This window comes from Kitasatospora sp. NPDC034533 (assembly GCF_055575155.1).
In genome coordinates this window covers 80,611-101,702 of record NZ_JBVITE010000023.1, presented here as the reverse complement: position 1 = coordinate 101,702, position 21,092 = coordinate 80,611, and the positions used below count along the sequence as shown (strand labels likewise).

The window sequence follows — 21,092 nt, the reverse complement described above, 5'->3', positions numbered from 1 at the left end:
CCACTACCCCTGCCAAAACCGCCAGGAGACATGTAGGCGCGAAAAGGAAAGGAAGGAAACGAAAGACTGGTACAAAGCGTGCGCCAGGGCGGAGCCGCACCCTTTCCCCCCCCCCCCCCCGGCCGTGTCACGTACGCCGGTTCTCCTGCGCCGAGCTCCGGTGTACGCCCTCCCGACGGGAGGGAGAGCGGTCAGTCGTGCCCGCGTGCGGAGGGGATGCCTACCCTCCTCAGCGCGAGTCGCTGCCCGCCGACTCGATGGCGGCGCGGCCGGCCTCCAGGCGCGCCACCGGGATCCGGAAGGGGGAGCAGGAGACGTAGTCCAGCCCCACCTCGTGGAAGAAGTGGACCGAGTCCGGGTCGCCGCCGTGCTCGCCGCAGACGCCGAGCTTGAGGTCGGGGCGGGTGGCCCGGCCGGCCTCGACGGCGTGCTTGACCAGCGAGCCGACGCCGTCGCGGTCGATGGTCTCGAACGGGGAGACCCCGAAGATGCCCTTCTCCAGGTAGGCGGTGAAGAAGGAGGCCTCCACGTCGTCCCGGGAGAAGCCCCAGACCGTCTGGGTCAGGTCGTTGGTGCCGAAGGAGAAGAACTCGGCGGCCTCGGCGATCTGCCCGGCGGTCACCGCGGCGCGCGGCAGCTCGATCATGGTGCCGAGCTTGATGTCCAGCGCCACGCCGGTGGACCGGGAGACCTCGGCGAGCACCCGCTCGCACTCGTCGCGGACCAGCTCCAGCTCCTGGACGGTGCCGACCAGCGGGATCATCACCTCGGGGCGCGGGTCCCCGCCGGCCAGCTTGCGCTCGGCGGCGGCCTCGGCGATGGCCCGGACCTGCATGCCGAACAGGCCGGGGATGACCAGGCCCAGGCGGACGCCGCGCAGGCCGAGCATCGGGTTCTGCTCGTGCAGCTTGTGCACCGCCTGGAGCAGGCGCAGGTCGTTCTCGTTCGGGTCCTTGCGGGCCTCGGCGAGGGCGACGCGCACCGACAGCTCGGTGATGTCCGGCAGGAACTCGTGCAGCGGCGGGTCCAGCAGGCGGACGGTGACCGGCAGTCCGTCCATCGCCTGGAAGAGCTCCAGGAAGTCGCCCTTCTGGAGCGGCAGCAGGGTGGAGAGGGCGAGCTCGCGGTCCTTGTCGTTGTCCGCCAGGATCAGGTGCTCGACCTCCTTGCGGCGCTCCTCGCCGAGGAACATGTGCTCGGTGCGGCACAGGCCGATGCCCTGGGCGCCGTAGCGGCGGGCGCGCGAGCCGTCCTCGGCGTTGTCGGCGTTGGCGCGCACGGCCAGCCGGCGGCGGCCGTCGGCGTGCGACATCAGCCGGTGCACGGCCTGGACCAGCCCGCCCTGGACGTCGGCGCCGGCGTGCAGGGTGCCCTCGAAGTACTCGACCACGGGGGACGGCAGGACGGGCACCTCACCCAGGTAGACCTTGCCGGTGGCGCCGTCGATCGAGACGATGTCGCCCTCGTGGACCACCTGGCCGTCGGCGGTGGTGAAGCGGCGGGCCTTGGTGTCGACCTCCAGCTCCTCGGCGCCGCAGACACAGGTCTTGCCCATGCCGCGGGCGACCACGGCCGCGTGCGAGGTCTTGCCGCCGCGCGAGGTCAGGATGCCCTCGGCGGCGATCATGCCGTCCAGGTCGTCCGGGTTGGTCTCCCGGCGGACCAGGATGACCTTCTCGCCGGAGCGGGACCACTTGACGGCGGTGTACGAGTCGAAGACGACCTTGCCGATCGCGGCGCCCGGCGAGGCGGCCAGGCCCCAGGCGATCTGCCGCGACTCGGCGTTGGGGGCGAAGCGGGGGAACATCAGCTGCGACAGCTGGCCGCCGGTGACCCGCATCAGGGCCTCGTCCAGGTCGATCAGGCCCTGGTCGACCAGCTGGACGGCGATCCGGAAGGCGGCCGCGGCGGTGCGCTTGCCGACCCGGGTCTGGAGCATCCAGAGCTTGCCGCGCTCGATGGTGAACTCGATGTCGCAGAGGTCGCGGTAGTGGTTCTCGAGCGTCTGCATGATCGTCATCAGCTCGTCGTACGACTTCTTGTCGAGCTTCTCCAGCTCGGCCAGCGGCAGGGTGTTGCGGATGCCGGCGACGACGTCCTCGCCCTGGGCGTTGGACAGGTAGTCGCCGTAGACGCCCTGGGTGCCGGTGGAGGGGTCGCGGGTGAAGGCGACGCCGGTGCCGGAGTCCTCGCCGAGGTTGCCGAAGACCATGGTGCAGACGTTGACCGCGGTGCCCAGGTCGTTCGGGATGCGCTCCTGGCGGCGGTACAGCCGGGCGCGGTCGCCGTTCCAGGAGTGGAAGACGGCGTGGATGGCGAGGTCCATCTGCTCGCGCGGGTCCTGCGGGAAGGCCCGGCCGGTCTCGCGCTCGACGATGCCCTTGAACACCTCGACCAGGCTCCGCAGGTCCGCGGCGTCCAGGTCCAGGTCGTTGGCGGTGCCCTTGGCGCGCTTGGCCTCGTCCAGGGCCTCCTCGAACAGCTCGCCGTCGACGCCCAGCACGGTCTTGCCGAACATCTGGACCAGGCGGCGGTAGGAGTCCCAGGCGAAGCGCTCGTTGCCGGACTGCGCGGCAAGGCCGGCCACCGAGGCGTCGGAGAGGCCGATGTTGAGGACGGTGTCCATCATGCCGGGCATGGAGAACTTCGCACCGGAGCGCACCGAGACGAGGAGGGGGTTGTCGGCCTGGCCGAGCTTCTTGCCCATCTCCTGTTCGAGCGCGTCCAGGTGGGCGCTGATCTCCTCGTGCAGCGAGGCCGGCTCGGTGCCCGTCTCCAGGAAGACCTTGCAGGCCTCGGTGGTGATGGTGAACCCCGGAGGGACGGGGAGGCCCAGGTTGGTCATCTCGGCCAGGTTCGCGCCCTTGCCGCCAAGAAGATCCTTGAGGTCCTTGTTTCCTTCGGTGAAGGAGTAAACAAACTTCTGCTGGGACGGCACGGGTCGGTCTCCTCGTACGCGGTTGCCCTGACGCCGGAGAACATACCCATTTCGAAGGCTCTTCTCTGCCCTGAATAGGCCACCCGAGGCCGGTACCGATCGGTAACCCGCTAGATCGAATGCGGATAAAGGCGTTCACCTCTGTTGGTGAAATCGTCCGCCTGACGCGAGCAATCATTCAACTCTTGAAGTCAAGACAACCCGAAGATCGCACGATCCGGACGCACGGTAGCGACCTCGGGTCCGGCGCGCCGCTCCGGCTTGATTTCCTGCACCCGGATCGCCCGATCACCGGCCGACCGGCTTCGGGAAGCGATTCACGGCCGACCTGTCCACTTCGTCCACTGACCGGCCGTCAGCCACCCTCGCATGTGGCAAGCGTCACGAGGGCGTCTCATCGTTCGAGCACACGCCGCCTCCGCCGATCGTCGCACACCGTTCGGCCTTGTGCCCGTTGAGTGACGAACGGGCGCCGAAAAGGAGCCCTCTTGTCCAAGCTGGACAAGAGGGCCCTGACCGAGTGGCCAGCGACCCGGAGGGGTCGTTTTCGCCACTGCGTATAGATCATCCGCCAGAGGTGTCCGATTCGGCGTCGGCGCCCGGTCGGGCGCAGTCGTACGGATCGTCCAACCAGCCGTCAGGCAGGACCACCCGGTTGTTGCCGCTGGTCCGCCCGCGCGGGCCGTCCGCACCGGCCGGCCAGGCCTGCGACTGCTCCACCTGGGAGAGGGTTTCGGCCAGTTCGGCCAACGAGGAGGAGCCGGCCAGCTTCACCCGCAGCTCGGAGCCGACCGAGAAGCCCTTGGTGTACCAGGCGACGTGCTTGCGGAAGTCGATCACCCCGCGCGCCTCGTCCCCGATCCACTCGCCGAGCAGCTGCGCGTGGCGGACCATCGCCTTCGCCACGTAGCCGAAGTCGGGGCGGGCGTAGTCCACGTCGCCCTCGAAGATCGCGACCAGGTCCTTGAACAGCCACGGGCGGCCCAGGCAGCCGCGGCCCACCACCACGCCGTCGCAGCCGGTCTCGCGCATCATCCGCAGCGCGTCGTCGGCCGACCAGATGTCCCCGTTGCCCAGCACCGGGATGTGCGCCGGGACGGACTCGCGCAGCCGGGCGATCGCCGACCAGTCGGCCGTCCCGCCGTAGTGCTGGGCCGCGGTGCGCCCGTGCAGGGCGATCGCGGCCACGCCCTCCTCCGCGCCGATCCGCCCGGCGTCCAGGTAGGTGAGGTGGTCGTCGTCGATGCCCTTGCGCATCTTCATGGTCACCGGCAGGTCGCCCGCGTTGGCCACGGCCTCGCGCAGGATCTCGCGCAGCAGGTTGCGCTTGTACGGCAGCGCCGAGCCGCCGCCCTTGCGGGTGACCTTGGGGACGGGGCAGCCGAAGTTGAGGTCGATGTGGTCGGCCAGGCCCTCCTCGGAGATCATCCTGGCGGCCTTGCCGACGGTCACCGGGTCCACCCCGTACAGCTGGATCGAGCGCGGCTTCTCGCTCGGGTCGAACCTGATCAGCTGCATGGTCTTGGCGTTGCGCTCGACCAGCGCCCGGGTGGTGATCATCTCCGAGACGTACAGGCCCTTGCCGCCGCTCTGCTCGCGGCACAGGGTGCGGAACGGCGCGTTGGTGATGCCGGCCATGGGTGCCAGCACGACGGGCGGCCACACCTGGATCGGGCCGATGTCGAGCGGCGCGAACTCGGTGTCGGACGCGGTGGGTGCGGGCGTGGCTGTCATGCGCGGCTGACCTCGGGTACAAGGGGGACGGGACTCTCCATTGTCCCCCACCCGGGTGAGCGGCCGCCGCCGCCGGACCGGGGCGCTCCCGCTACGGCGCCGCCGGTGCCGACGGCGGCGCCGAGGGCTGAGCCGACCGGGCCGGTTCCGGCAGCGCCGTCGACGAGGACGGGACGATCGAGATCGACCCGGAGACGACCTCGGTGTGCACCCGGTTCGGGCTGGCGGGATCCTGCAACAGCGGCTCGATGTGGCCGTTGCCGCTGCCGATCTCGCTGGAGAAGGCGTACCGGCTGTCCTTCGGCAGGGCCATCTCCACCGAGCCGGAGACGGCCGTGGCGTCCACCTGGCGCGGCGCGCCGGCGAAGTTCAGGCTCACCGTGCCGGAGACCACCCGTGCCGTCACCCGCTCGGCGCTCAGGCTGTCGCCCTGCACCAGCCCGGAGGTGGCGCGCACGGTCACGTCCCCGGAGGTGTCGGACAGCAGCAGCTGGCCGGAGGTCAGCTCCATCCGGACCGGCCCGCTCAGCCCCTCCACCCTCACCGACCCGGAGCCCACCGATCCGGTCACCTCGGTCGAGGCCGGCACCTCCAGCTCGATCTCGGCGCCGCAGCCGGAGTCCGTGAACGGCAGGACCAGCCGGCAGTGCAGCCCGACCGTGAGCACGTCACCCTCGAAGGCGGTCGACACGACCGGCTTGCGCACCAGCCAGTCCAGGCTCTGCCGGACCACCACGTGGCCCTCCCGTCCTGCCCGCACCCGGACCGAGGCGCTGCCGGTCTCCAGCTGGAGCCGGTGGATCGCCACGTCGTACGGCCGGCTGCTGGTGGTGCGCTGCTGCACCGCCATCGACCAGGTCTGGAGTCCGGCGCCGATCATCACCAGGACGACCACGACCGTCCCGGTGGCCCGCCAGGCCTTCACCCCCCGCACCGCTACCCGACCTCCAGGAAGCGCAGCACCGCCATCACCCGGCGGTGGCTGTCGTCGGCCGGCGGCAGGTCGAGCTTGGTGAAGATCGAGTTGATGTGCTTGGCCACCGCGCTGTCGCTGACCACCAGCGAGCTCGCGATGGCGCCGTTGGAGCGGCCCTCCGCCATCAGGGCGAGCACGTCGCGCTCGCGCGGGGTCAGCTTCTCCAGCGGGTCCCGGTGGCGGCGCACCAGCAGCTGGGCCACCACCTCCGGGTCCAGCGCGGTGCCGCCCTCGGCGACCCGCTGGAGCGCGTCCACGAAGTCGTCGACGTTGGCCACCCGCTGTTTGAGCAGGTAGCCGACGCCGCTGGTGTTGGTCGCCAGCAGGTCGGCGGCGTAGCGCTCCTCCACGTACTGGGAGAGCAGCAGGACGGCGGTGTCCGGCCACTGCCGGCGGATCACCATCGCCGCCTTCACCCCCTCGTCGGTGAAGCCCGGGGGCATCCGGACGTCGGCGACCACCACCTTCGGGCGGTGCTCCTCGACGGCGGCCAGCAGTTCGGTGGCGTCCCCGACGGCGGCCACGACCTCGAAGCCCACCGCCTCCAGGACCTTGACCAGGCCGACCCTCAGCAGGACCGAGTCCTCGGCGATCACAGCGCGCACGGCAACTCCACGGTGATGGTGGTGGGGCCCCCGAGGGGGCTGAGAACGGACAGCGTGCCGTCGACCGAGGCGGCGCGCTTGCGCAGACCGGTGAGCCCGGTGCCGCGCGTCGGGTCGGCGCCGCCCACACCGTCGTCGCTGATGACCAGGCGCAGCCGGCCGCCGGCCGTCCGCACCGAGAGGTCGACCCGGTTGGCCTTGGCGTGCTTGGCCACGTTGGTGAGCGCCTCGGAGACGGTGAAGTAGGCGACCGCCTCGACGGTCGGGGCGACCTGCTCGGAGAGGTCGACCTCCAGGCGCACCGGCAGCGGGGCGCGGGCGGCGATCCCGGACAGCGCCGCGTCCAGACCGCGGTCCTCCAGGACGGCGGGGTGCAGGCCGCGTACCAGGTCGCGCAGCTCGTCGATGGCCGCCTGGGCCTCCTCGTGGGCGTCGACGATCACCTGCATCACCTCCGGCGGCACGTCCTTGAGGGTGCGCCGGGCCAGGCCCAGGTTCATCGCGAGGGAGGTGAGCCGCTGCTGGGCGCCGTCGTGCAGGTCGCGCTCGATCCGGCGGCGCTCGGCGTCCACCGCGTCGACCAGCCCGGCCCGGCTCTCGGCGATCTCCTCGACCCGCCGCTCCAGCGCCTCCGCCCGGTCCGGGCCGAGCAGCCGCCGGGCCGCCCACACCTCCAGCCGGGCCAGCTCGGTGCCCGTGACGGGCACCACCACCAGCAGCAGCACCCCGCCGACGGTGAACAGGACGTCCCGCCCGAGCAGGTCCGCGCGCAGCCCCGGCCCGGCGGGCAGCAGCCAGATCCAGGCGTACACGGTGGCCAGCACCGCGGCGGCGGCCCAGGCGTACAGCACCACCAGCGCGCCCACCGCCAGGAGCGGGCCGGCCACCAGGTGGTAGAGCACCTGGCGCCAGGTCAGCCCCAGCAGCCAGGCCCGCCACCCCACCGGCGGCCGCAGCGCCGGCACCTCCACCCCGCGCAGGGCCCGCAGCCGGCCGCGCTGGACGGCGGTCAGCGGGCGGACGCACACCAGGACGGCGGCGAGCACCGGGAACAGCAGCTTCGACTCGGTGACGGCCAGCCAGACCGGAAGCGCCATGGGTATTCCGGCGGCCGTGAAGCGGACGTCCCGCCAGACCTCGGACGACCACGGTGGACGCCGGAGGCTCCTGACGAGCGCTCGGCGCACTGTGGTGGAGGGCATGCGGGACAGCGTAGGGCCCGGTGATCACGGGCCGCCATGAAGGGGGGTTCCGGGCGGGGGTGTAGCTAGCTACACCCCCGATTCGGGGTGGGGCACCACCGACAGGAAGGGGGCCCGGACGGAAGGCTTGAGGGCATGACGAGCACTGCACCGCACTCCGCCACTCCGCCGCACGGGCGGCCCGGCCCCGGAGGTGTTTCCGGGGGGCACGGGGGTGTCCCCGGACGCACCTCCGGGGGTGCGCTCCGCCCTGGGGAGGCGTTCGAGCAGGAGGCGCCCGGGCGCGAGACGGCCGGGCACGGGACGCCAGATCAGGAGGCGCCCGAGCAGGGGATACCCGGGCAGGAGGGGACCCTGCCGGCCGGGAACGGGCCCTGGTCGGTCCGCACCGTCGGCTCCGGCCGCGGACGGGCCGCGCTGGAGCTGTACCAGCACGGCGAGTTGGCCGACGTCCTGGTCGCCGCCCGGCTCACCCCGCAGCTGCTGCGCGGGGCCCGGCACTGCCCGTCCGCCGGGCGCGGCCGGCACGTGCTCGCCTGGGGCCGGCTGGCGGCCGACGGCACGGCGCCCTCGGTGGTCTTCACCGGGCGGCGGGCGCTGCGCCGGGTGCGGTCGGCGGCCGAGGTCGTCCCGGTGGCCGGGCTGTTCTGGTTCGCTTGGGCCGAGGGGCCGTTCGGCGCGGTGCGGGTCGAGCACCCGGCGGGCGGTGCGACCGAGCGGCTGCCGCTGGAGCGGGTGCGGGTGCGGGTGCGGGGGGCGAAGAAGTGAGCACCGCCGCCGTCCTCGCCGCCCGGCCCGCCTCCGGGTACGTCCTGCCCGAGCGCTTCGCCAAGCTGCCGTTCCTGGCGGCCCTCGCCCTGCTGCCCTGGCTCGGGGTCCTCGCCGTCTGCCACGAGACGCCCTGGGTCGTGCTCGACCTCGTCGAGTTCGCCGCCCTGCTCACCCTGGACACGCTGCTGCGCCGGCGCGACGCCGGGGCGCTGTGGGCGGGCGCGGCGGTGGCCCTGCTGCTCACCGGGGACGCCCTCGCCGACATCGCCTGCGCCGGCCCGGGCCACGCGGTGCTCGCGGCCCTGGTGATGGCCTGCTGCATAGAACTGCCGCTCGCCGCCCTGTGCCTGCTGCTCGGGCGGCAAGCGGCCCTTCCGCGCTACTGAGCCGTGGTGGGCAGCAGGTCCATCAGCGCGCGGGTCTCGTCGTCCAGCGGGGTGTAGGTGATCATCCGCGTCCCCAGCTGCGGGCTGAGCCAGAAGCTGGTGTACTCACAGCGCAACAGCCCCACGCCGGGCACCTGGAAGCGCTTGATGCCGTTGCCCGGCCGCATCACGTCGTGCCGCTGCCAGAGCTCCGCGAAGTCCGGCGAGGCCCTGAGCAGACGGGCCACCAGTGCCTTCCGGGCCGGATCCGAGCTGTGGTCCGCCATCGCCGCGCGGAACCGGGCCACCACGTTGAGGCGCTCGGTGCGGTAGTCGACCAGCACCTCCCGGAACCGCGAGGGCGTGAACGCCATCCACATCAAGTTCCGGTCCTCGGGGGCCAGTTCACTGAGGTCACCGACGAACCCCGTGTACTGGGCGTTGTACGCCAGCACGTCGTAGCGGGAGTTGAGCACCATGGCCGGGAACGGCGCCAGCCGGTCCAGCAGCAGCCGCACGCTCGGGGTCACCGAGGGGCACTCCTTCACCGGCGCCGGGTCGTCCGCGCCGGCCAGGGTGAACAGGTGCGCGCGCTCGCTCGGGTCCAGCAGCAGCGCCCGGGCCACCGCGTCCAGCACCTGGGCGGACACCTGGATGGCCCGCCCCTGCTCCAGCCACGTGTACCAGGTCACCCCGACCGCGGCGAGCTGCGCGACCTCCTCCCGGCGCAGCCCCGGGGTCCGGCGGCGGCCGGTCATCGGCAGGCCCACCTGCTCGGGCGCGAGGCGCTCGCGGCGGCTGCGCAGGAACGCGGCCAGCTCGTGCCGGCGGGCGTCGTCGGGGGCGGCCGGGCGCTGTCCGGCGTTCGGCGCGGCACTCGGCGCAGCGCTCGGCGCGGCGTTCACCGGGCGGGCTTGCGCGGCCGGCGCGGCGTTCACCGGGCGGGCTTGCGCGTCGGCCGGACGGGCTTGCGCGGCCGGGGTCATCAGGCTCATGCTCCCCAGCATGGGGCACGCCGCAGCCTATTGCCAGGTACTTCTTATACCTGGATAACCAGACTCTGGTACCAGGGTAGGAAGCGCCGGATCGTATGACCCGTGACTCAACAACTCGCCGTCGCCCCGGCCCCGGTCCGATCCGCCCCCGCAGCCACCGCCCGCACCCCCGCCCTCGGCACCGCCGGGCTGGTCACCGTCCTGCTCGGCTCCTTCCTGCCGATGCTCGACTTCTTCATCGTCAACGTCGCCCTGCCCACCATCGACCACGACCTGGCCGCCGGGCCCGCCGTCCTCGAACTGGTCGCCGCCGGGTACGGCATCGCCTTCGCCGTCCTGCTCGTCCTCGGCGGGCGCCTCGGCGACATCTTCGGCCGCCGCCGGCTCTTCGTCGCCGGCGCCGCCGCCTTCGCCCTCACCTCGCTGGCCTGCGGCCTCGCCCCCGGCGCGTGGTCCCTGGTCGCCGCCCGGGCCGCCCAGGGCGCCTCGGCCGCGCTGCTGATCCCGCAGGTGCTCGGCACCATCACCGCCGCCACCGAGGGCGCCCGGCGCGGCCGCGCGCTCAGCGTCTACGGCGCGGTCGGCGGGATCTCGGTGGTGGTCGGCCAGGTGCTCGGCGGCATGCTGGTCGCCGCCGACCTGTTCGGCACCGGCTGGCGCTCGGTCTTCCTGCTGAACGTGCCGTTCGCGCTGCTCGCCGTGGTGCTCGCGGTCCGCTACGTCCCGGAGAGCAAGGCCGCGCTGGCCGCCCGGGTCGACGTCCCCGGCACCGCGCTGCTCACCGCCGCGCTGCTCTCCCTGCTCATCCCGCTGATGGAGGGCCGCGCCGCCGGCTGGCCGCTCTGGTCCTGGGTGCTGCTGGCGCTGTTCCCCGTCCTCGCCGGCGCCTTCGCCGCCGTCGAACGCCGGGCCGAGCGGCGCGGGGACACCCCGCTGGTGCCGCCGTCCCTGCTGCGCATCCCGGAGATGCGGCGCGGACTCGGCATCGCGCTCCCCTACTTCACGGGCTTCGGCGGCTTCATGTTCGTCATCGCCGTCGCCCTCCAGCAGGGCCTGGAACTCGGCCCGGTCGCGGCCGGGTGGGCGCTGGTCCCGATGGCGGTCGGCTACTTCTCCGCCTCGCTGGCCGGCCCGCGGCTGATCGGCCGCTGGGGCAGCCGGGTGCTCAGCGCCGGCGCCGTCGTCCAGGCCCTCGGCCTGGCCACCCTCGCCATGACCGTACTGGCCGACTGGGCGCACTTCTCCCCGCTGCGGATGGCCCCCGGCGTCGCCCTCGCGGGCATCGGCCAGGGCCTGATCGGCACCCCGCTGTTCCGGGTCGTCCTCGCCAAGGTGCCCGCCGCCCGGGCGGGCGTCGGCAGCGGTGTCCTCGCCACCGGCCAGCAGTCCAGCCTCGCCCTCGGCGTCGCCACCCTCGGCAGCCTCTACCTCTCGCTCTCCCCCAGCCTCGGCATGGACCGCGCGCTCGCCCTCTGCCTGGGCATCCAGCTCCTCGGCTCCTTCACCATCCTCTACCTGACCACCCGTCTCCCCCGCTCCGTCGGCTGACCTCCGGGGGCCTCGGACCTCGGTCCTCGGGCCCCGGTCCTCGGGCCCCGGGCCTCGGGCCCCGGAGGCGACGGCGGTGAACGGCGAACGGCCTCGCGATCGGTACGTCCGGTCGCGGGGCCGTCGGCGTTCCCGGCGCTCCCACGGGCTTCAGCGTTCGATCCGTCCGATCCGGTCGAGCCAGCCGCCGACCAGGGAGCGGACGGCGTCGGCGGTCTCGACCTGGGGGTTGTGGCCGACCCCGTCGAGGACGGTGGCGGCCATCCGGGGGTAGTGGTCGAGCAGGGCGAGCTGGTCGCGCCAGCCGACCAGGGCGTCCTGCCGGGTGGTGACCAGGAGGTGGGGGCCGCGGTGCCGCGGCGCGCGGTGCTCGGGCCAGTGCGGCAGCAGGAAGTCGGCTTCGAGTTCGGCGGCGGCCGCCTGGTCGTGGGCCCGCCGGCCGGGGAGGACGTACCGCGCGAAGCCCTCCCAGCTCGCCTTGGTGTGACGGGCCATGACGTACCGGAAGACCTCGCTGTCGGCGGCCGGAAGGCCGGCGAGGAAGTCCTCGTCGCGTTCGACCACGGTCTCCTCGGGCAGCGTCCGGTCCTCGCCCCAGCGCACCACGGGCACCAGCAGCGCCGAGCCCAGCACCTGTTCGCCGTACCGCGCGGTCACCGCCCGGGCCAGCTGGCCGCCGAAGGACTGCCCGACCACGGCGAACGGACGCCCGCCCACCTGGGCGTCGATCCACCCGAAGACGGCCTCGGCCAGCGCGCTCGCGGAGGTCGGGCCCGGCAGCCGGGGGCAGGCACCGTGGCCGGGGAGGTCGAGGTAGAGGCGCTGCCAGCCGGGGCGGCCGGCGAAGACGGGTTCGAGCGGGAGCAGGACGCGGTGGTCGACGGTGTAGCCGTGGATCAGGACGATCGGGGTGCCGTCGCCCAGCGCGGTGTGGTGGATCGCGGCGTCAGCGGTCGCCGCCGTGGCGGTCGTGCGGTCCGCGGTGGGCGCGTGGTCCGCGGTGGGCGTGTGGTCCGCGGTGGGCGTGTCGTTCGTGGTGGGCGTTTCGGTCATGGAAGAAGCGTCCGACCGTGACACCGGTGGCAAGGTCAAGTGGCGGAATCGGACAGCCGGGTGGACCGCCGGGTCGGACGGACCGGTCAGGCGAGGCTCTTGACCACGTCCAGGTACTCCCGGATGGCGTCCCGGTTGCGTGTCAGGCACTGGATGCGGCGGGACATCCGCTCCGTCTCGCACTCCAGGGTGGCGAGCATCTCCGGGGTGGCGTCGGTGAAGTGGATCGTCCGCGGGGCGTCCAGGCAGGGCAGGATCTGCTTGATGATCCGGGTGGGCAGCCCCGCCTCCAGCAGCCCGCGGATCTGCAGGACCCGGTCCACCAGGTGGTCGTCGTACGAGCGGTAGCCGTTCGCCTCGCGGCTCGCCGTGATCAGCCCCTGCTGCTCGTAGTAGCGCAGCAGGCGCGGGGTGGTGTCCGTCAGCCGGGCGAGTTCGCCGATGCGCATGTGTGACCACCCTCACTCCGGGCCGGCGCCGTCCCGGCTGGACCTTGACACGGATGTCAACGATAGACCATCACCCCCATGTCCACTTCCGAACTCCAAACCCCGGAAAGGCCGGTGGCCCCCGGGCCCCGGCCGTCCCGGCTCCCCTGGCCCGCCCTGCTGGCCATGAGCACCGGCGGATTCGTCACCGTCATGACCGAGGCCCTGCCCGCCGGGGTGCTGCCCGCGATGAGCGCCGACCTCGGCGTCGCCCAGTCCGCCGCCGGACAGTCCGTCACGCTGTACGCGGTCGGCTCCATCGCGGCCGCCATCCCGCTGACCGCCGCGACCGGACACCTGCCCCGCAAGCCCCTGCTGGTGCTCGCCGTCGCCGGCTTCGCCGCGGCCAACGCGATCACCGCCGTCTCCCCGAGCTACCCGCTCACCATGGCCGCCCGGTTCGCGGCGGGCCTCGTCGCCGGGCTGCTCTGGGCGCTGCTGGCCGGATACGCCCGGGGCATCGTCGCACCGGAGCAGCGCGGCCGGGCGATGGCCGTCGCCATGGCCGGCTCGACGGTCGCCCTGTCGGTGGGCGTGCCCGCCGGCACCCTGCTCTCCGGCCTGGTGGACTGGCGGTTCACCTTCGGGCTGATGAGCGTGGTCGCGGTGGCGCTGACCGGCTGGATGCTGCTCGCGCTGCCGCGGCTGCCCGGACGGACCGACCGGGTCGGCACCCCCGTACGGCGGGTGCTGCGGACGCCGGGCGTGGCCGTCGTCCTCGGCGTGACGGCGACCTTCGTGCTCGCCCACAACGTCCTCTACACGTACGTCGCCGCGCTGCTGGCGCCGCTGGGGCTCGACGGCCGGACGGACACCGTGCTGCTGGTCGTCGGGCTGTCCTCGCTGGTCAGCATCTTCGGGACCGGCGTCCTGATCGACCGGTACCTGCGTCCCCTGACCATCGCCTCCTGCGTCCTCGTCGCGGTGGCGGCCCTGGTCCTCGCGGCCGCCCTGCTCGACTCCACCGGCTGGCTCGCCTACGCCGCCGCCGCGGTCTGGGGCCTCGGCTTCGGCGGCGCGGCCACCCTCCTCCAGACCGCCGTCGCCGACGCCGGCGGGCCGGCCGGGGACATCGCCCAGTCGCTGCTCGTCACCTGCTGGAACCTCGGCATCGCGGCCGCCGGACTGGCGGGCGGCCTGCTCCTGGACCACGCCGGCCCGGCCGCGCTGCCCTGGTCCGCCCTGGTCCTGCTGGCCGCCGCCCTGGTCATCACCGTCGGCGGGCGCCGGCACGGGTTCCCGGAACGGCGGTGACCGCTCGTCCGGGTGAAATCGACGCACGCACGTCGTGGGTGCCGCACGATCCGCCGTACCGTGAGTCGCATGACAGCCAGAGTCCCCATCCGCCAGCTCCAGCAGCATGCCAGTGAGTTGATCGACCGGGTCGCGGCCGGCGAGCGCGTGGAGATCACCCGCAACGGCCGGCTGATCGCCGTCCTCGCGCCGCCCGACCCCGAACAACGGGTGCTGGAGGACCTCGTCCGCGACGGCACCATCGACCCGGAGAACGCCGCCACCGCGCGCGGTCTGGCCGACTGGACGATCCCCGAGGCCGGTACCGGCCTCGGATCCGCCGCCGACGCCCTGATCGCGATGCGGGAGGAGGAAGAGCGGTGATCTACCTCGACTCCTGTGCGATCCTCAAGCTCCTGATCCCGGAAGACGAGTCCGCCGCGCTACGCACGTTCCTCTCCTCCCACGGCTCCGAGGGCCACGCGACCAGTGCACTGACCCAGGTCGAGGTGCCGCGCGCACTGATCCGGATCGGCGCGCCCCGGGAGCTGCTCGACACCTCGGCCGATCTGCTCGACCGGCTGCTCCGCATCCGGCTCTCCGACCCGGTGCTCCGAGCCGCCAGCCGGATCCCCACCCTCCACCTCCGGACGCTCGACGCCATTCACCTCGCCAGCGCCGAGCACCTCGAACACGCGCTCACGGCCTTCGTCACGTACGACAAGCGCCTGGCCGGTGCGGCGGAGGAACGGGACCTGCCAGTGGTCGCGCCCGGCCGGTCCACCGGGTCCCGGTAGGCGGACGGCGGGCCCGGGAAACGGACGGGCGGGCCGGGGAACGCGGACGGGCGGGCCCAGGGGCCGGACGGCGGGCTCGGGGACCGGGCAGCGAACGCCCGCCTCCCCGTTTGCCGACCGTCGGCGGGCCGGGCGGGCGCTCCGTGCGGTGGGGCGGTCCCGCCGCAGGATCGCCCTCAGCGGGGCAGGGCCGCGACGGACTCGTCCAGCCGTACGACGACCCGCCGCAGGAGGTCGACCGGGCCGAGGGGGCGTCCGGCAGGTCCAGGTCGTGGTCGGCGGCGGGCAGTTCGACGGCCTCGTGACCGGTCGCACCTCGGCGGCCTGGCGCTCCCCACCCGGTCTCCGCCGCCGCCGACGAGGAGGGCCGGCGCCTTGGCCCGGAGGAGCGCGCGAGCCACGTGGTCCACGGTCAGAACGGGGGGTCAGCCAAGCCGCCGGGAGGTCCCGGTCGGCGGCGAAGGAGGCGAGCGACTTGCCGACGAGCAGGCGGCAGGCGCCGCGCTCGGCCTCGACGGCCGTGGCGACCTGCCGCTCCATCCAGGCGATCCGGTCCTCCAGCGTGAACTCCACGAATCCATCGGCGAGTTGCCACCCCGCTTCCCGTACCGTCCAGCCGTGCCGGAGGAGGACGGACCGGGCGAAGTGCAACAGCGGCCGAGCGGGCGATGAGCCGGTTCCAGGGCCGATCAGCGCGCCCCTGTCTGGGCCTCCGTCGTAACGGGTGGGGAGCGCGAGCGCGTTGGGGGGGCGGGCATGGCCACCGGGCACGCACCGGGTCGGTTCGAGGCGTTGTCAACCCTGACCATCGTCATGGCCGTTGCCTGACTTTCGGGTCGGGTGGAAGGGCCTCCTCGGCCTCTACCGTCCGGACCATGACGTACACGGACAGGAAATCCAGGCGGTCCAGGAAACCCACGAAGCCCGGGCCGCCCGGAGCGGGCGGTGCCGCCGGGGCGGGCAGGGCGGCCGGCGGGGGCAGGCACGTCCTCGCCGCAGCCTTGCTCTGCGCGGGGGCCGGGGTGGTGGCGTGGCTGGCGCCGGAACGGGGTGGCGGGGCGACGCCGGTCCGGGTGTCGGCCGGGTGGTCGGCGGACGGGTACCGGCGGGTGGCGGAGGCCGTCGGCGACGGCCCGCACGCGATGGCCTCGCTGCTGGAGCCGGCCACCGAGGTCGGGCTGCTGGTGCTGGGGTTCCTGCTGGTTCTCTGCTGGTGGGCGGCCCGGGGCCGGCGGGCCGCCGGGGCCGTCGCCGGGGTGGCGCTGGTCGGGATCGGCACGGTGCTGGCCTACGGGGCGAGCGAGGTGCTGAAGACTGCCCTCGACGAGGAACGGCCTTGCCGGGCGCTGGCCGGGTTGCCGGGCACGGCGGTCGCCGGGTGTCCACCACCGGGCGACTGGTCGTTCCCCAGTAACCACGCCACCCTGGCGATCGCGCTGGCCACCGGCCTGGTGCTGCTGCGCCCGCGCTGGGCGCTGCTGGTCATACCCGTCGGCGGGGCCACGGCCGCGCTGCGGGTGGCGGCCGGTGTCCACTACCCGCACGACGTGCTCGCGGGTGCCGCCCTCGGCGGGACGGTCACGGCGGCGGTGGTCCTCGCCCTGCGTCCGGTGGCGACCACCGCCGTGACGGCCCTGGCCGGAGCTCCACTGCTCGGGCGGCTGCTGTCGGCACCCACAACGCCTCCGGCGCCGCCCGCACCGTCGATACCGACGACCCCGTCGGTACCGTCGGCCCCGAGCTCCGCCCCCGCGCCGGGCGCGGCAGTGCCCTCAGTCCCGTGGCCCGCCGGCACAGGCCGCGCCGAGGGTCAGCCCGGCCTCGTGCGCGAGGACGGCGGCGGCCGCGCGGTTGGCCACGCCCAGCCGCGCCAGGACGGAGCTCACATGGGCCTTCACGGTGCCCTCCACCACCCCCAGTCTCCGGGCGATCTGACCATTGGACAGCCCGGCGGCGATGAGCGTCAGCACGTCCCGTTCCCTGGTGGTCAGGGCGGCCACCTGCTCCCGGGCGCGGGTGCGCCGGTCGGCTGGGCCACCGGCCCCGGTGGCGGCGAGATGGGCGACCACCCGGGCGGCCACCTTGGGTGAGAGGTAGGCCGCTCCTCCCGCCACCGCGTGCACCCCGGCGATCAGTTCCTCGGGCTCGCCGGACTTGATCAGGAAGCCGTTCGCGCCGCCACTGAGCGCGCGCAGGATGTAGTCGTCCTCCCCGAAGGTGGTCAGCATGAGTACTCCGGTGGCCAGGCCGCCGCGGCGGATCTCGGCCGCGGCCGTGATCCCGTCCGTTCCGGGCATCCGGATGTCCAGCACGGCGACGTCCGGCCGGTGGCGCCGGACCAGGTCGACGGCCTCCCGACCGTCCCCGGTCTCGGCGACGACCTCGATGCCCGGGTCGGTGGCGAGCACCGCGCGCAGCCCCGCGCGGATCATGGGTTCGTCATCGGCGAGCAGCACCCGGATCGGTGGGGTGGTCATCGGCGGCTCCTGTCGGTCGCTCGGTACGGAGGTGAAGAGGGCGGAGAGGGGTCGGTCGGCCGTGCGGCCGGTGACGCGGCCGGCGGCCATCAGGAGCGGAGCACGTCTCGCGAGACCAGCCGGGAGCCCTGGAAGCAGAGCCGGTAGGCGTCGCCCGCGCGGTCCACGAACAGTTCGGCGGTGATGGCGTAGTGCGCGCACGAGACTCCTTCCCCCGGCGGCGGCGCGGGAGTCGACGACCCGCCCGGCGGGCGGTACGGCAACCGGTGGCCCGGCAGCAGGCGCTCGACCGACGCCTGGTCCTGTCCCACCTGAAGGGAGGCGTAGACCTCGGGGTCCAGCACCGACAGGCCGACGACGTACAGCGTCCATACTCGCAGGGCGGCGGTCAGCAGCACCGCCGTCACCAGCGGGACGAGCACCACCGCGACCAGCGTCCGGCTCACCCGCTGCCGCGCCCGGCGCAACTCGCGCACCGGCGACGGTGGGGCGGCGGGGCTCTCCGGGACGGGCCCGGAGCCGCGGCCCGGCAGGTCGGCAGCCACCTGGAACCCGCCACCCGGCCGGGCCCCGTACGTGAAGGTGCCGCCCGCGAGCCGGACGCGCTCGGTCAGTCCGACCAGGCCGTGACCACCGGTGGACGCGACAGCGGGCCCAGCGGTGCGGGCGCCGGTGGGCGCGGCGTTCCACGCGGTTGACACGGGTGACGGCTTGCCGCCGGCCGGGCCCGAGTCGCCCGCGAGGCCGTTGGCCACCCGGACGCGGGCGCCGTCGGCCGAGTACGTCACCTCCACGGTGACGGGTGCCCGCGGGGCGTGCTTGGCGGCATTGGTCAGGGCTTCCTGGACCACCCGGTACGCGGCGTGCTCGGTCGCGCGGGGGAGGCCGTCCGGCTGACCGGTGATCGCCGACCGAACGTCCAGGCCGGCTGCGGCGGCCTCGGCGACCAGCTGCGGAATGTCCGAGTCCGCCGGTCCGTGGGCCGCGGGGGTGCCGCCGTCGCCCTCGTCCCCGTCGCGGAGGATGCCGATCACCTCGCCGAGCCTCTCCACCGCGGCGGCCGCGCCCGCCCGGATCTCCTGGACCGCCTCCCGATGGGGCGGGGACAGGTCGGGGGCAAGCTTGAGGGCGCCGGCGCGCAGCGCGATGAGGCTGAGGTCGTGGCCGAGCGCGTCGTGCATGTCCTGGGCGATCCGGGCCCGTTCGCGCAGCCGGGCCTGCTCGGCGACCAGCCGCTGTTCGCGCTCCAGCCGCTCGGCCCGCTCCCACCCGGCGCGCACGAGTTCCTGCGACTGCCGCCAGAACCGGCCCAGCAGCCAGGGGCCCATCCCGGTGCTCACCGCGAGCGCGACGAACCGCACACCCAGCACGATCCAGGAGGGCACCGACCCGATCACCAGCACCCCGGCCCCGACCAGGGCGGCGAACACCACCACGGCCGACCGCACCCGCTCCGTCCACAGTCCGGCCAGGAAGGAGAGCACGACCGCCGGCAGCGCCCACCAGAAGCTCGTGACACCCAGCCCGATACACACCGACGCCACCACCGGCAGCGCAGCCCCGCTCATCCGCATGCCTACGACCCTACGAGGGCCGCAGGCGGGGCGGATCTGTCGAAAGTCATGGTCGGCCGTCACGGCGCGGCCGTCACCACCCGACTGCCGCCGGTCGGTTCCGGCGACCGCGGTACGGCCCTCGGGCTCCCGTGAGATAAAGGTGGGACGCACTCGAACCGGGGGAAGGTGACGTCATGGGTTTCGTCATGGTGTTCCTGTTCGTACTCGTCGGCACCGTCGTCGGCTCCCTGGCCTTCCTGGCCCTGCGGGACCGCGCCCGGCGGCACCGGTTCGACGACGCCGAAGGGCTGCTGATCGAACAGCAGCGGACCGCCCAGGCCGCGCGCATGCGGGCGACGTACTCCAGCCTGTCCGTCCACCACGGGAACGGTGTGGTGGGCGACGAGGGGAACCACTACCGCTCCTGACCGCTCGGCGCCCGTCCGAGCCGGCCGGCTGCCCGGCTCGGCTGCCCGGCTCGGCTCGGCTCGGCTGCCCGGCTGCGGCCCGGCTCGGCCCACCCGGTCAGCGGCACAGAGCTGCGTCCACGACGTCTTCGAGGTGCCGGGTGACGCCCTCCTCGACCGGGACGGTGGTCACCGCGACGTTCACGGCGCGCCCGTCCTCGGTGGCCCCGCCCCGGGTCTCGTAGCCCGGGATGTCACCGCCGTGCCCCCAGTAGACCCCGCCGCAGGACAGCGGGCGGCTGAAGATGCCCAGCCCGGAGGCCATGCCGGTGTCCCCGACCGGCACGGTGGTGCGCATCTGCGCCAGCTGGGCCGGGGGCAGCAGCCGGCCGCCCAGCAAGGCGGTGAAGAAGCGGTTGAGGTCCGAGCCGGTGGAGATCATCTGCCCGGCCGCCCAGCCCGCCGACGGGTCCAGTTCCGTGAAGTCGGCCGGCTTCCCGGTCGAGGGGTCCACGCGGTAGCCGTGGGGGTGGGGCTCCCGGATCGTCCGGTCGCCCACGGCCGGGAAGTAGGTGTGCCGCAGTCCGAGGCTCCGGACGATCCGCCGGTCGATCTCCTCGGCGAGCGGCCGGCCGGTCACCCGCTGGACGATCAGGCCGGCCAGCACGTAGTTGGTGCTGCTGTAGCCGAACTTCGCCCCGGGCTCGAAGTCGGGCCGCCGGCCGAGGGCCATGTCCAGCAGCTCCCGGGGTTCGAAGTAGCGGTCGCGGAGGGAGGCTTCGTCCAGCTGTCCCTCGTAGTCGGGCAGGCCGCTGGTGTGCTGGAGGAGCTGCCGGACGGTGATGCCGCGCCCGTCGATTCCCGCGCCGCGGACCAGGCCGGGGAGGTAGGTGTCGACCGGGGCGTCGAGGTCGACCTTCCCCTCCCCCACCAGCTGGAGCACGACGACGGCGGTGAAGGTCTTGGTGTTGCTGCCGATCCGCACCTGTCCGTCGACGGGCACCTTGGCGCCGGTGGCCAGGTCGCCGACTCCGGCCGTGTAGTCACGGGTCCGCCCCTGCCCGTCCCGAACCGTCGCGAGCGCGGCGGGCACCCCGTCCTCCCGCACCAGCGCGTTCAGCCCCTGCCGCACGGCGTCCGGCGAGGACGCGGAGACGGACGTGGACGTGGACACGGACGTGGACGTGGGCACGGACGTGGCGACGACCGCCGCGGCCGACGGTGCGGACACCCCGGCGGTCACGGCGGCCGAGAGCGTGAGGGCGAGTGCCATGTGGCGGATGCGCGAACGACGCACGAGTCAACTCCCTTGGAATCGTGGGGAGCAGGGAAGCCCCCTGGTCACGATCGCCAGTCTGGTCACCCGAGGGGCGGCCCGCCTCCCCCGGCCGAGGGAGCACCGCCTCCCCCGCCGACCCCTCCGCCTCCGCCGTCTCGTCCACCGCCCCTCCGCCGCCCCCTCCGGCGCCCCGTCCGCCGTCAGGGCCGGCCCGGGCCGCGCAGCGGCAGCGTCCGGCTGTAGACGACGCTCGTGGTGGTGCTGCCGAAGCCGGCCAGCTCGTCCACGAGGGTCTCCAGGTGCTCCATGGAGGTCGCCGCCACCTTCAGGGTGTAGCAGTCGTCGCCGGTGGTGCGCAGGCACTCCAGGATCTCCCGCCGCTCGGCGAGCAGCCGGCGCAGCGGCTCGTGCCGGTTGCCGGGGTACTTCAGCCGGACGACGGCGAGCACCGGATAACCGACCTTCGCCAGGTCCACCACCGCGCGGTAGCCGGTGATGACGCCCAGCGACTCCAGGTTCCGCACCCGTTCCGTGGTCGCCGACGGGCTGAGGTTGACCCGACGCCCCAGCTCGCTGAGGGAGACCCGGGCCTCCCGCTGCAACTGTTCGATGATCGCCCAGTCGGTGTCATCAAGATTCACGGCCATGACGCGAATCTACCGGGAATT

At 73.7% G+C, this 21,092-nt stretch carries 20 protein-coding genes and 1 pseudogene; 8 read left to right on the top strand and 13 right to left on the bottom strand.

Annotated features, from left to right (window positions below; genetic code table 11):
* Positions 1 to 229: 229 nt before the first annotated feature.
* The 5 genes from ppdK to ACZ55U_RS18600 all read right to left on the bottom strand — a co-directional run bounded on the left by ppdK (position 230) and on the right by ACZ55U_RS18600 (position 7,455).
* On the bottom strand, positions 230 to 2,938 hold the full coding sequence (ppdK, locus tag ACZ55U_RS18620; protein WP_465527208.1) for a pyruvate, phosphate dikinase: 2,709 nt from the start codon (positions 2,936 to 2,938) through the stop codon (positions 230 to 232).
* 564 nt (positions 2,939 to 3,502) lie between these two features.
* Entirely contained in the window at positions 3,503 to 4,672 is a 1,170-nt protein-coding gene (gene dusB, locus ACZ55U_RS18615; protein WP_465527207.1) for a tRNA dihydrouridine synthase DusB, read from the bottom strand.
* 91 nt (positions 4,673 to 4,763) lie between these two features.
* Positions 4,764 to 5,606: a DUF4097 family beta strand repeat-containing protein gene (locus tag ACZ55U_RS18610; protein WP_465527206.1), complete on the bottom strand. Its 843-nt coding sequence runs from the start codon at positions 5,604 to 5,606 to the stop codon at positions 4,764 to 4,766.
* 2 nt (positions 5,607 to 5,608) lie between these two features.
* Positions 5,609 to 6,253, bottom strand: coding sequence for a response regulator (locus ACZ55U_RS18605; RefSeq protein WP_465527205.1), 645 nt, complete (start codon positions 6,251 to 6,253; stop codon positions 5,609 to 5,611).
* On the bottom strand, positions 6,241 to 7,455 hold the full coding sequence (locus ACZ55U_RS18600; RefSeq protein ID WP_465527204.1) for a sensor histidine kinase: 1,215 nt from the start codon (positions 7,453 to 7,455) through the stop codon (positions 6,241 to 6,243). The genes ACZ55U_RS18605 and ACZ55U_RS18600 overlap by 13 nt, the downstream gene beginning before the upstream one ends.
* Before the next feature lie 135 nt (positions 7,456 to 7,590).
* Between ACZ55U_RS18600 and ACZ55U_RS18595 the strand changes: the two genes are divergently transcribed.
* Positions 7,591 to 8,223: a hypothetical protein gene (locus ACZ55U_RS18595; protein WP_465527203.1), complete on the top strand. Its 633-nt coding sequence runs from the start codon at positions 7,591 to 7,593 to the stop codon at positions 8,221 to 8,223.
* A complete protein-coding gene (locus tag ACZ55U_RS18590; RefSeq protein WP_465527202.1) occupies positions 8,220 to 8,612 on the top strand; it encodes a hypothetical protein in 393 nt (130 codons plus the stop codon). Before ACZ55U_RS18595 ends, ACZ55U_RS18590 begins: the two co-directional genes overlap by 4 nt.
* Here the strand turns inward: ACZ55U_RS18590 and ACZ55U_RS18585 are convergent.
* A complete protein-coding gene (locus ACZ55U_RS18585; protein ID WP_465527214.1) occupies positions 8,606 to 9,577 on the bottom strand; it encodes a helix-turn-helix transcriptional regulator in 972 nt (323 codons plus the stop codon). The two genes, ACZ55U_RS18590 and ACZ55U_RS18585, sit on opposite strands and share 7 nt — an antisense overlap.
* Positions 9,578 to 9,688: 111 nt before the next feature.
* On the opposite strand from ACZ55U_RS18585, the gene ACZ55U_RS18580 reads away from it, so the two are divergent.
* A complete protein-coding gene (locus tag ACZ55U_RS18580) occupies positions 9,689 to 11,134 on the top strand; it encodes an MFS transporter (protein WP_465527201.1) in 1,446 nt (481 codons plus the stop codon).
* Between the two features lie 150 nt (positions 11,135 to 11,284).
* On the opposite strand, the gene ACZ55U_RS18575 is transcribed toward ACZ55U_RS18580, so the two are convergent.
* Both ACZ55U_RS18575 and ACZ55U_RS18570 read right to left on the bottom strand, forming a co-directional pair.
* Positions 11,285 to 12,187: an alpha/beta fold hydrolase gene (locus ACZ55U_RS18575; protein WP_465527200.1), complete on the bottom strand. Its 903-nt coding sequence runs from the start codon at positions 12,185 to 12,187 to the stop codon at positions 11,285 to 11,287.
* A gap of 86 nt (positions 12,188 to 12,273) precedes the next feature.
* Complete coding sequence (locus ACZ55U_RS18570) at positions 12,274 to 12,636, bottom strand: MerR family transcriptional regulator (protein WP_465527199.1); 363 nt, start codon at positions 12,634 to 12,636, stop codon at positions 12,274 to 12,276.
* A 78-nt stretch (positions 12,637 to 12,714) separates the two neighbouring features.
* On the opposite strand from ACZ55U_RS18570, the gene ACZ55U_RS18565 reads away from it, so the two are divergent.
* The 3 genes from ACZ55U_RS18565 to ACZ55U_RS18555 all read left to right on the top strand — a co-directional run bounded on the left by ACZ55U_RS18565 (position 12,715) and on the right by ACZ55U_RS18555 (position 14,705).
* Positions 12,715 to 13,929 carry an MFS transporter gene (locus ACZ55U_RS18565; RefSeq protein WP_465527198.1) on the top strand — a complete coding sequence of 405 codons (1,215 nt, stop codon included), beginning with the start codon at positions 12,715 to 12,717 and terminating at the stop codon, positions 13,927 to 13,929.
* Positions 13,930 to 13,998: 69 nt separating this feature from the next.
* A complete protein-coding gene (locus tag ACZ55U_RS18560; RefSeq protein WP_465527197.1) occupies positions 13,999 to 14,292 on the top strand; it encodes a type II toxin-antitoxin system Phd/YefM family antitoxin in 294 nt (97 codons plus the stop codon).
* Positions 14,289 to 14,705, top strand: a complete 417-nt coding sequence (locus ACZ55U_RS18555) for a type II toxin-antitoxin system VapC family toxin (RefSeq protein WP_465527196.1) — start codon at positions 14,289 to 14,291, stop codon at positions 14,703 to 14,705. Before ACZ55U_RS18560 ends, ACZ55U_RS18555 begins: the two co-directional genes overlap by 4 nt.
* Before the next feature lie 811 nt (positions 14,706 to 15,516).
* On the opposite strand, the gene ACZ55U_RS18550 is transcribed toward ACZ55U_RS18555, so the two are convergent.
* Positions 15,517 to 15,984, bottom strand: a complete 468-nt coding sequence (locus ACZ55U_RS18550) for a hypothetical protein (RefSeq protein WP_465527215.1) — start codon at positions 15,982 to 15,984, stop codon at positions 15,517 to 15,519.
* On the opposite strand from ACZ55U_RS18550, the pseudogene ACZ55U_RS18545 reads away from it, so the two are divergent.
* Positions 15,890 to 16,243, top strand: a pseudogene (locus ACZ55U_RS18545) (phosphatase PAP2 family protein); the annotation flags it as partial. The gene ACZ55U_RS18550 and the pseudogene ACZ55U_RS18545 sit on opposite strands and share 95 nt — an antisense overlap.
* A gap of 234 nt (positions 16,244 to 16,477) precedes the next feature.
* Here the strand turns inward: ACZ55U_RS18545 and ACZ55U_RS18540 are convergent.
* Complete coding sequence (locus tag ACZ55U_RS18540) at positions 16,478 to 17,182, bottom strand: response regulator (protein ID WP_465527195.1); 705 nt, start codon at positions 17,180 to 17,182, stop codon at positions 16,478 to 16,480.
* Positions 17,183 to 17,271: 89 nt separating this feature from the next.
* Entirely contained in the window at positions 17,272 to 18,756 is a 1,485-nt protein-coding gene (locus ACZ55U_RS18535) for a sensor histidine kinase (protein WP_465527194.1), read from the bottom strand.
* A 176-nt stretch (positions 18,757 to 18,932) separates the two neighbouring features.
* Between ACZ55U_RS18535 and ACZ55U_RS18530 the strand changes: the two genes are divergently transcribed.
* On the top strand, positions 18,933 to 19,166 hold the full coding sequence (locus tag ACZ55U_RS18530) for a hypothetical protein (RefSeq protein ID WP_465527193.1): 234 nt from the start codon (positions 18,933 to 18,935) through the stop codon (positions 19,164 to 19,166).
* Positions 19,167 to 19,263: 97 nt separating this feature from the next.
* Here the strand turns inward: ACZ55U_RS18530 and ACZ55U_RS18525 are convergent, their stop codons facing one another.
* Together ACZ55U_RS18525 and ACZ55U_RS18520 are read right to left on the bottom strand one after the other, a co-directional pair.
* Positions 19,264 to 20,418, bottom strand: a complete 1,155-nt coding sequence (locus ACZ55U_RS18525; RefSeq protein ID WP_465527213.1) for a serine hydrolase domain-containing protein — start codon at positions 20,416 to 20,418, stop codon at positions 19,264 to 19,266.
* A gap of 206 nt (positions 20,419 to 20,624) precedes the next feature.
* Positions 20,625 to 21,071 carry an Lrp/AsnC family transcriptional regulator gene (locus ACZ55U_RS18520; RefSeq protein WP_380700686.1) on the bottom strand — a complete coding sequence of 149 codons (447 nt, stop codon included), beginning with the start codon at positions 21,069 to 21,071 and terminating at the stop codon, positions 20,625 to 20,627.
* Positions 21,072 to 21,092 lie beyond the last annotated feature (21 nt).

Bases quoted from the DNA above. Each gene is read 5' to 3' on its own strand.
- ACZ55U_RS18565 (WP_465527198.1), top strand. From the start codon at position 12,715: ATGTCCACTTCCGAACTCCAAACCCCGGAAAGGCCGGTGGCCCCCGGG.
- ACZ55U_RS18595 (WP_465527203.1), top strand. From the start codon at position 7,591: ATGACGAGCACTGCACCGCACTCCGCCACTCCGCCGCACGGGCGGCCC.
- ACZ55U_RS18540 (WP_465527195.1), bottom strand. From the start codon at position 17,182: ATGACCACCCCACCGATCCGGGTGCTGCTCGCCGATGACGAACCCATG.
- ACZ55U_RS18600 (WP_465527204.1), bottom strand. From the start codon at position 7,455: ATGCCCTCCACCACAGTGCGCCGAGCGCTCGTCAGGAGCCTCCGGCGT.
- ACZ55U_RS18575 (WP_465527200.1), bottom strand. From the start codon at position 12,187: ATGACCGAAACGCCCACCACGAACGACACGCCCACCGCGGACCACACG.
- dusB (WP_465527207.1), bottom strand. From the start codon at position 4,672: ATGACAGCCACGCCCGCACCCACCGCGTCCGACACCGAGTTCGCGCCG.
- ACZ55U_RS18535 (WP_465527194.1), bottom strand. From the start codon at position 18,756: ATGCGGATGAGCGGGGCTGCGCTGCCGGTGGTGGCGTCGGTGTGTATC.
- ACZ55U_RS18560 (WP_465527197.1), top strand. From the start codon at position 13,999: ATGACAGCCAGAGTCCCCATCCGCCAGCTCCAGCAGCATGCCAGTGAG.
- ACZ55U_RS18530 (WP_465527193.1), top strand. From the start codon at position 18,933: ATGGGTTTCGTCATGGTGTTCCTGTTCGTACTCGTCGGCACCGTCGTC.
- ACZ55U_RS18520 (WP_380700686.1), bottom strand. From the start codon at position 21,071: ATGGCCGTGAATCTTGATGACACCGACTGGGCGATCATCGAACAGTTG.
- ACZ55U_RS18585 (WP_465527214.1), bottom strand. From the start codon at position 9,577: ATGACCCCGGCCGCGCAAGCCCGTCCGGCCGACGCGCAAGCCCGCCCG.
- ACZ55U_RS18525 (WP_465527213.1), bottom strand. From the start codon at position 20,418: ATGGCACTCGCCCTCACGCTCTCGGCCGCCGTGACCGCCGGGGTGTCC.
- ACZ55U_RS18570 (WP_465527199.1), bottom strand. From the start codon at position 12,636: ATGCGCATCGGCGAACTCGCCCGGCTGACGGACACCACCCCGCGCCTG.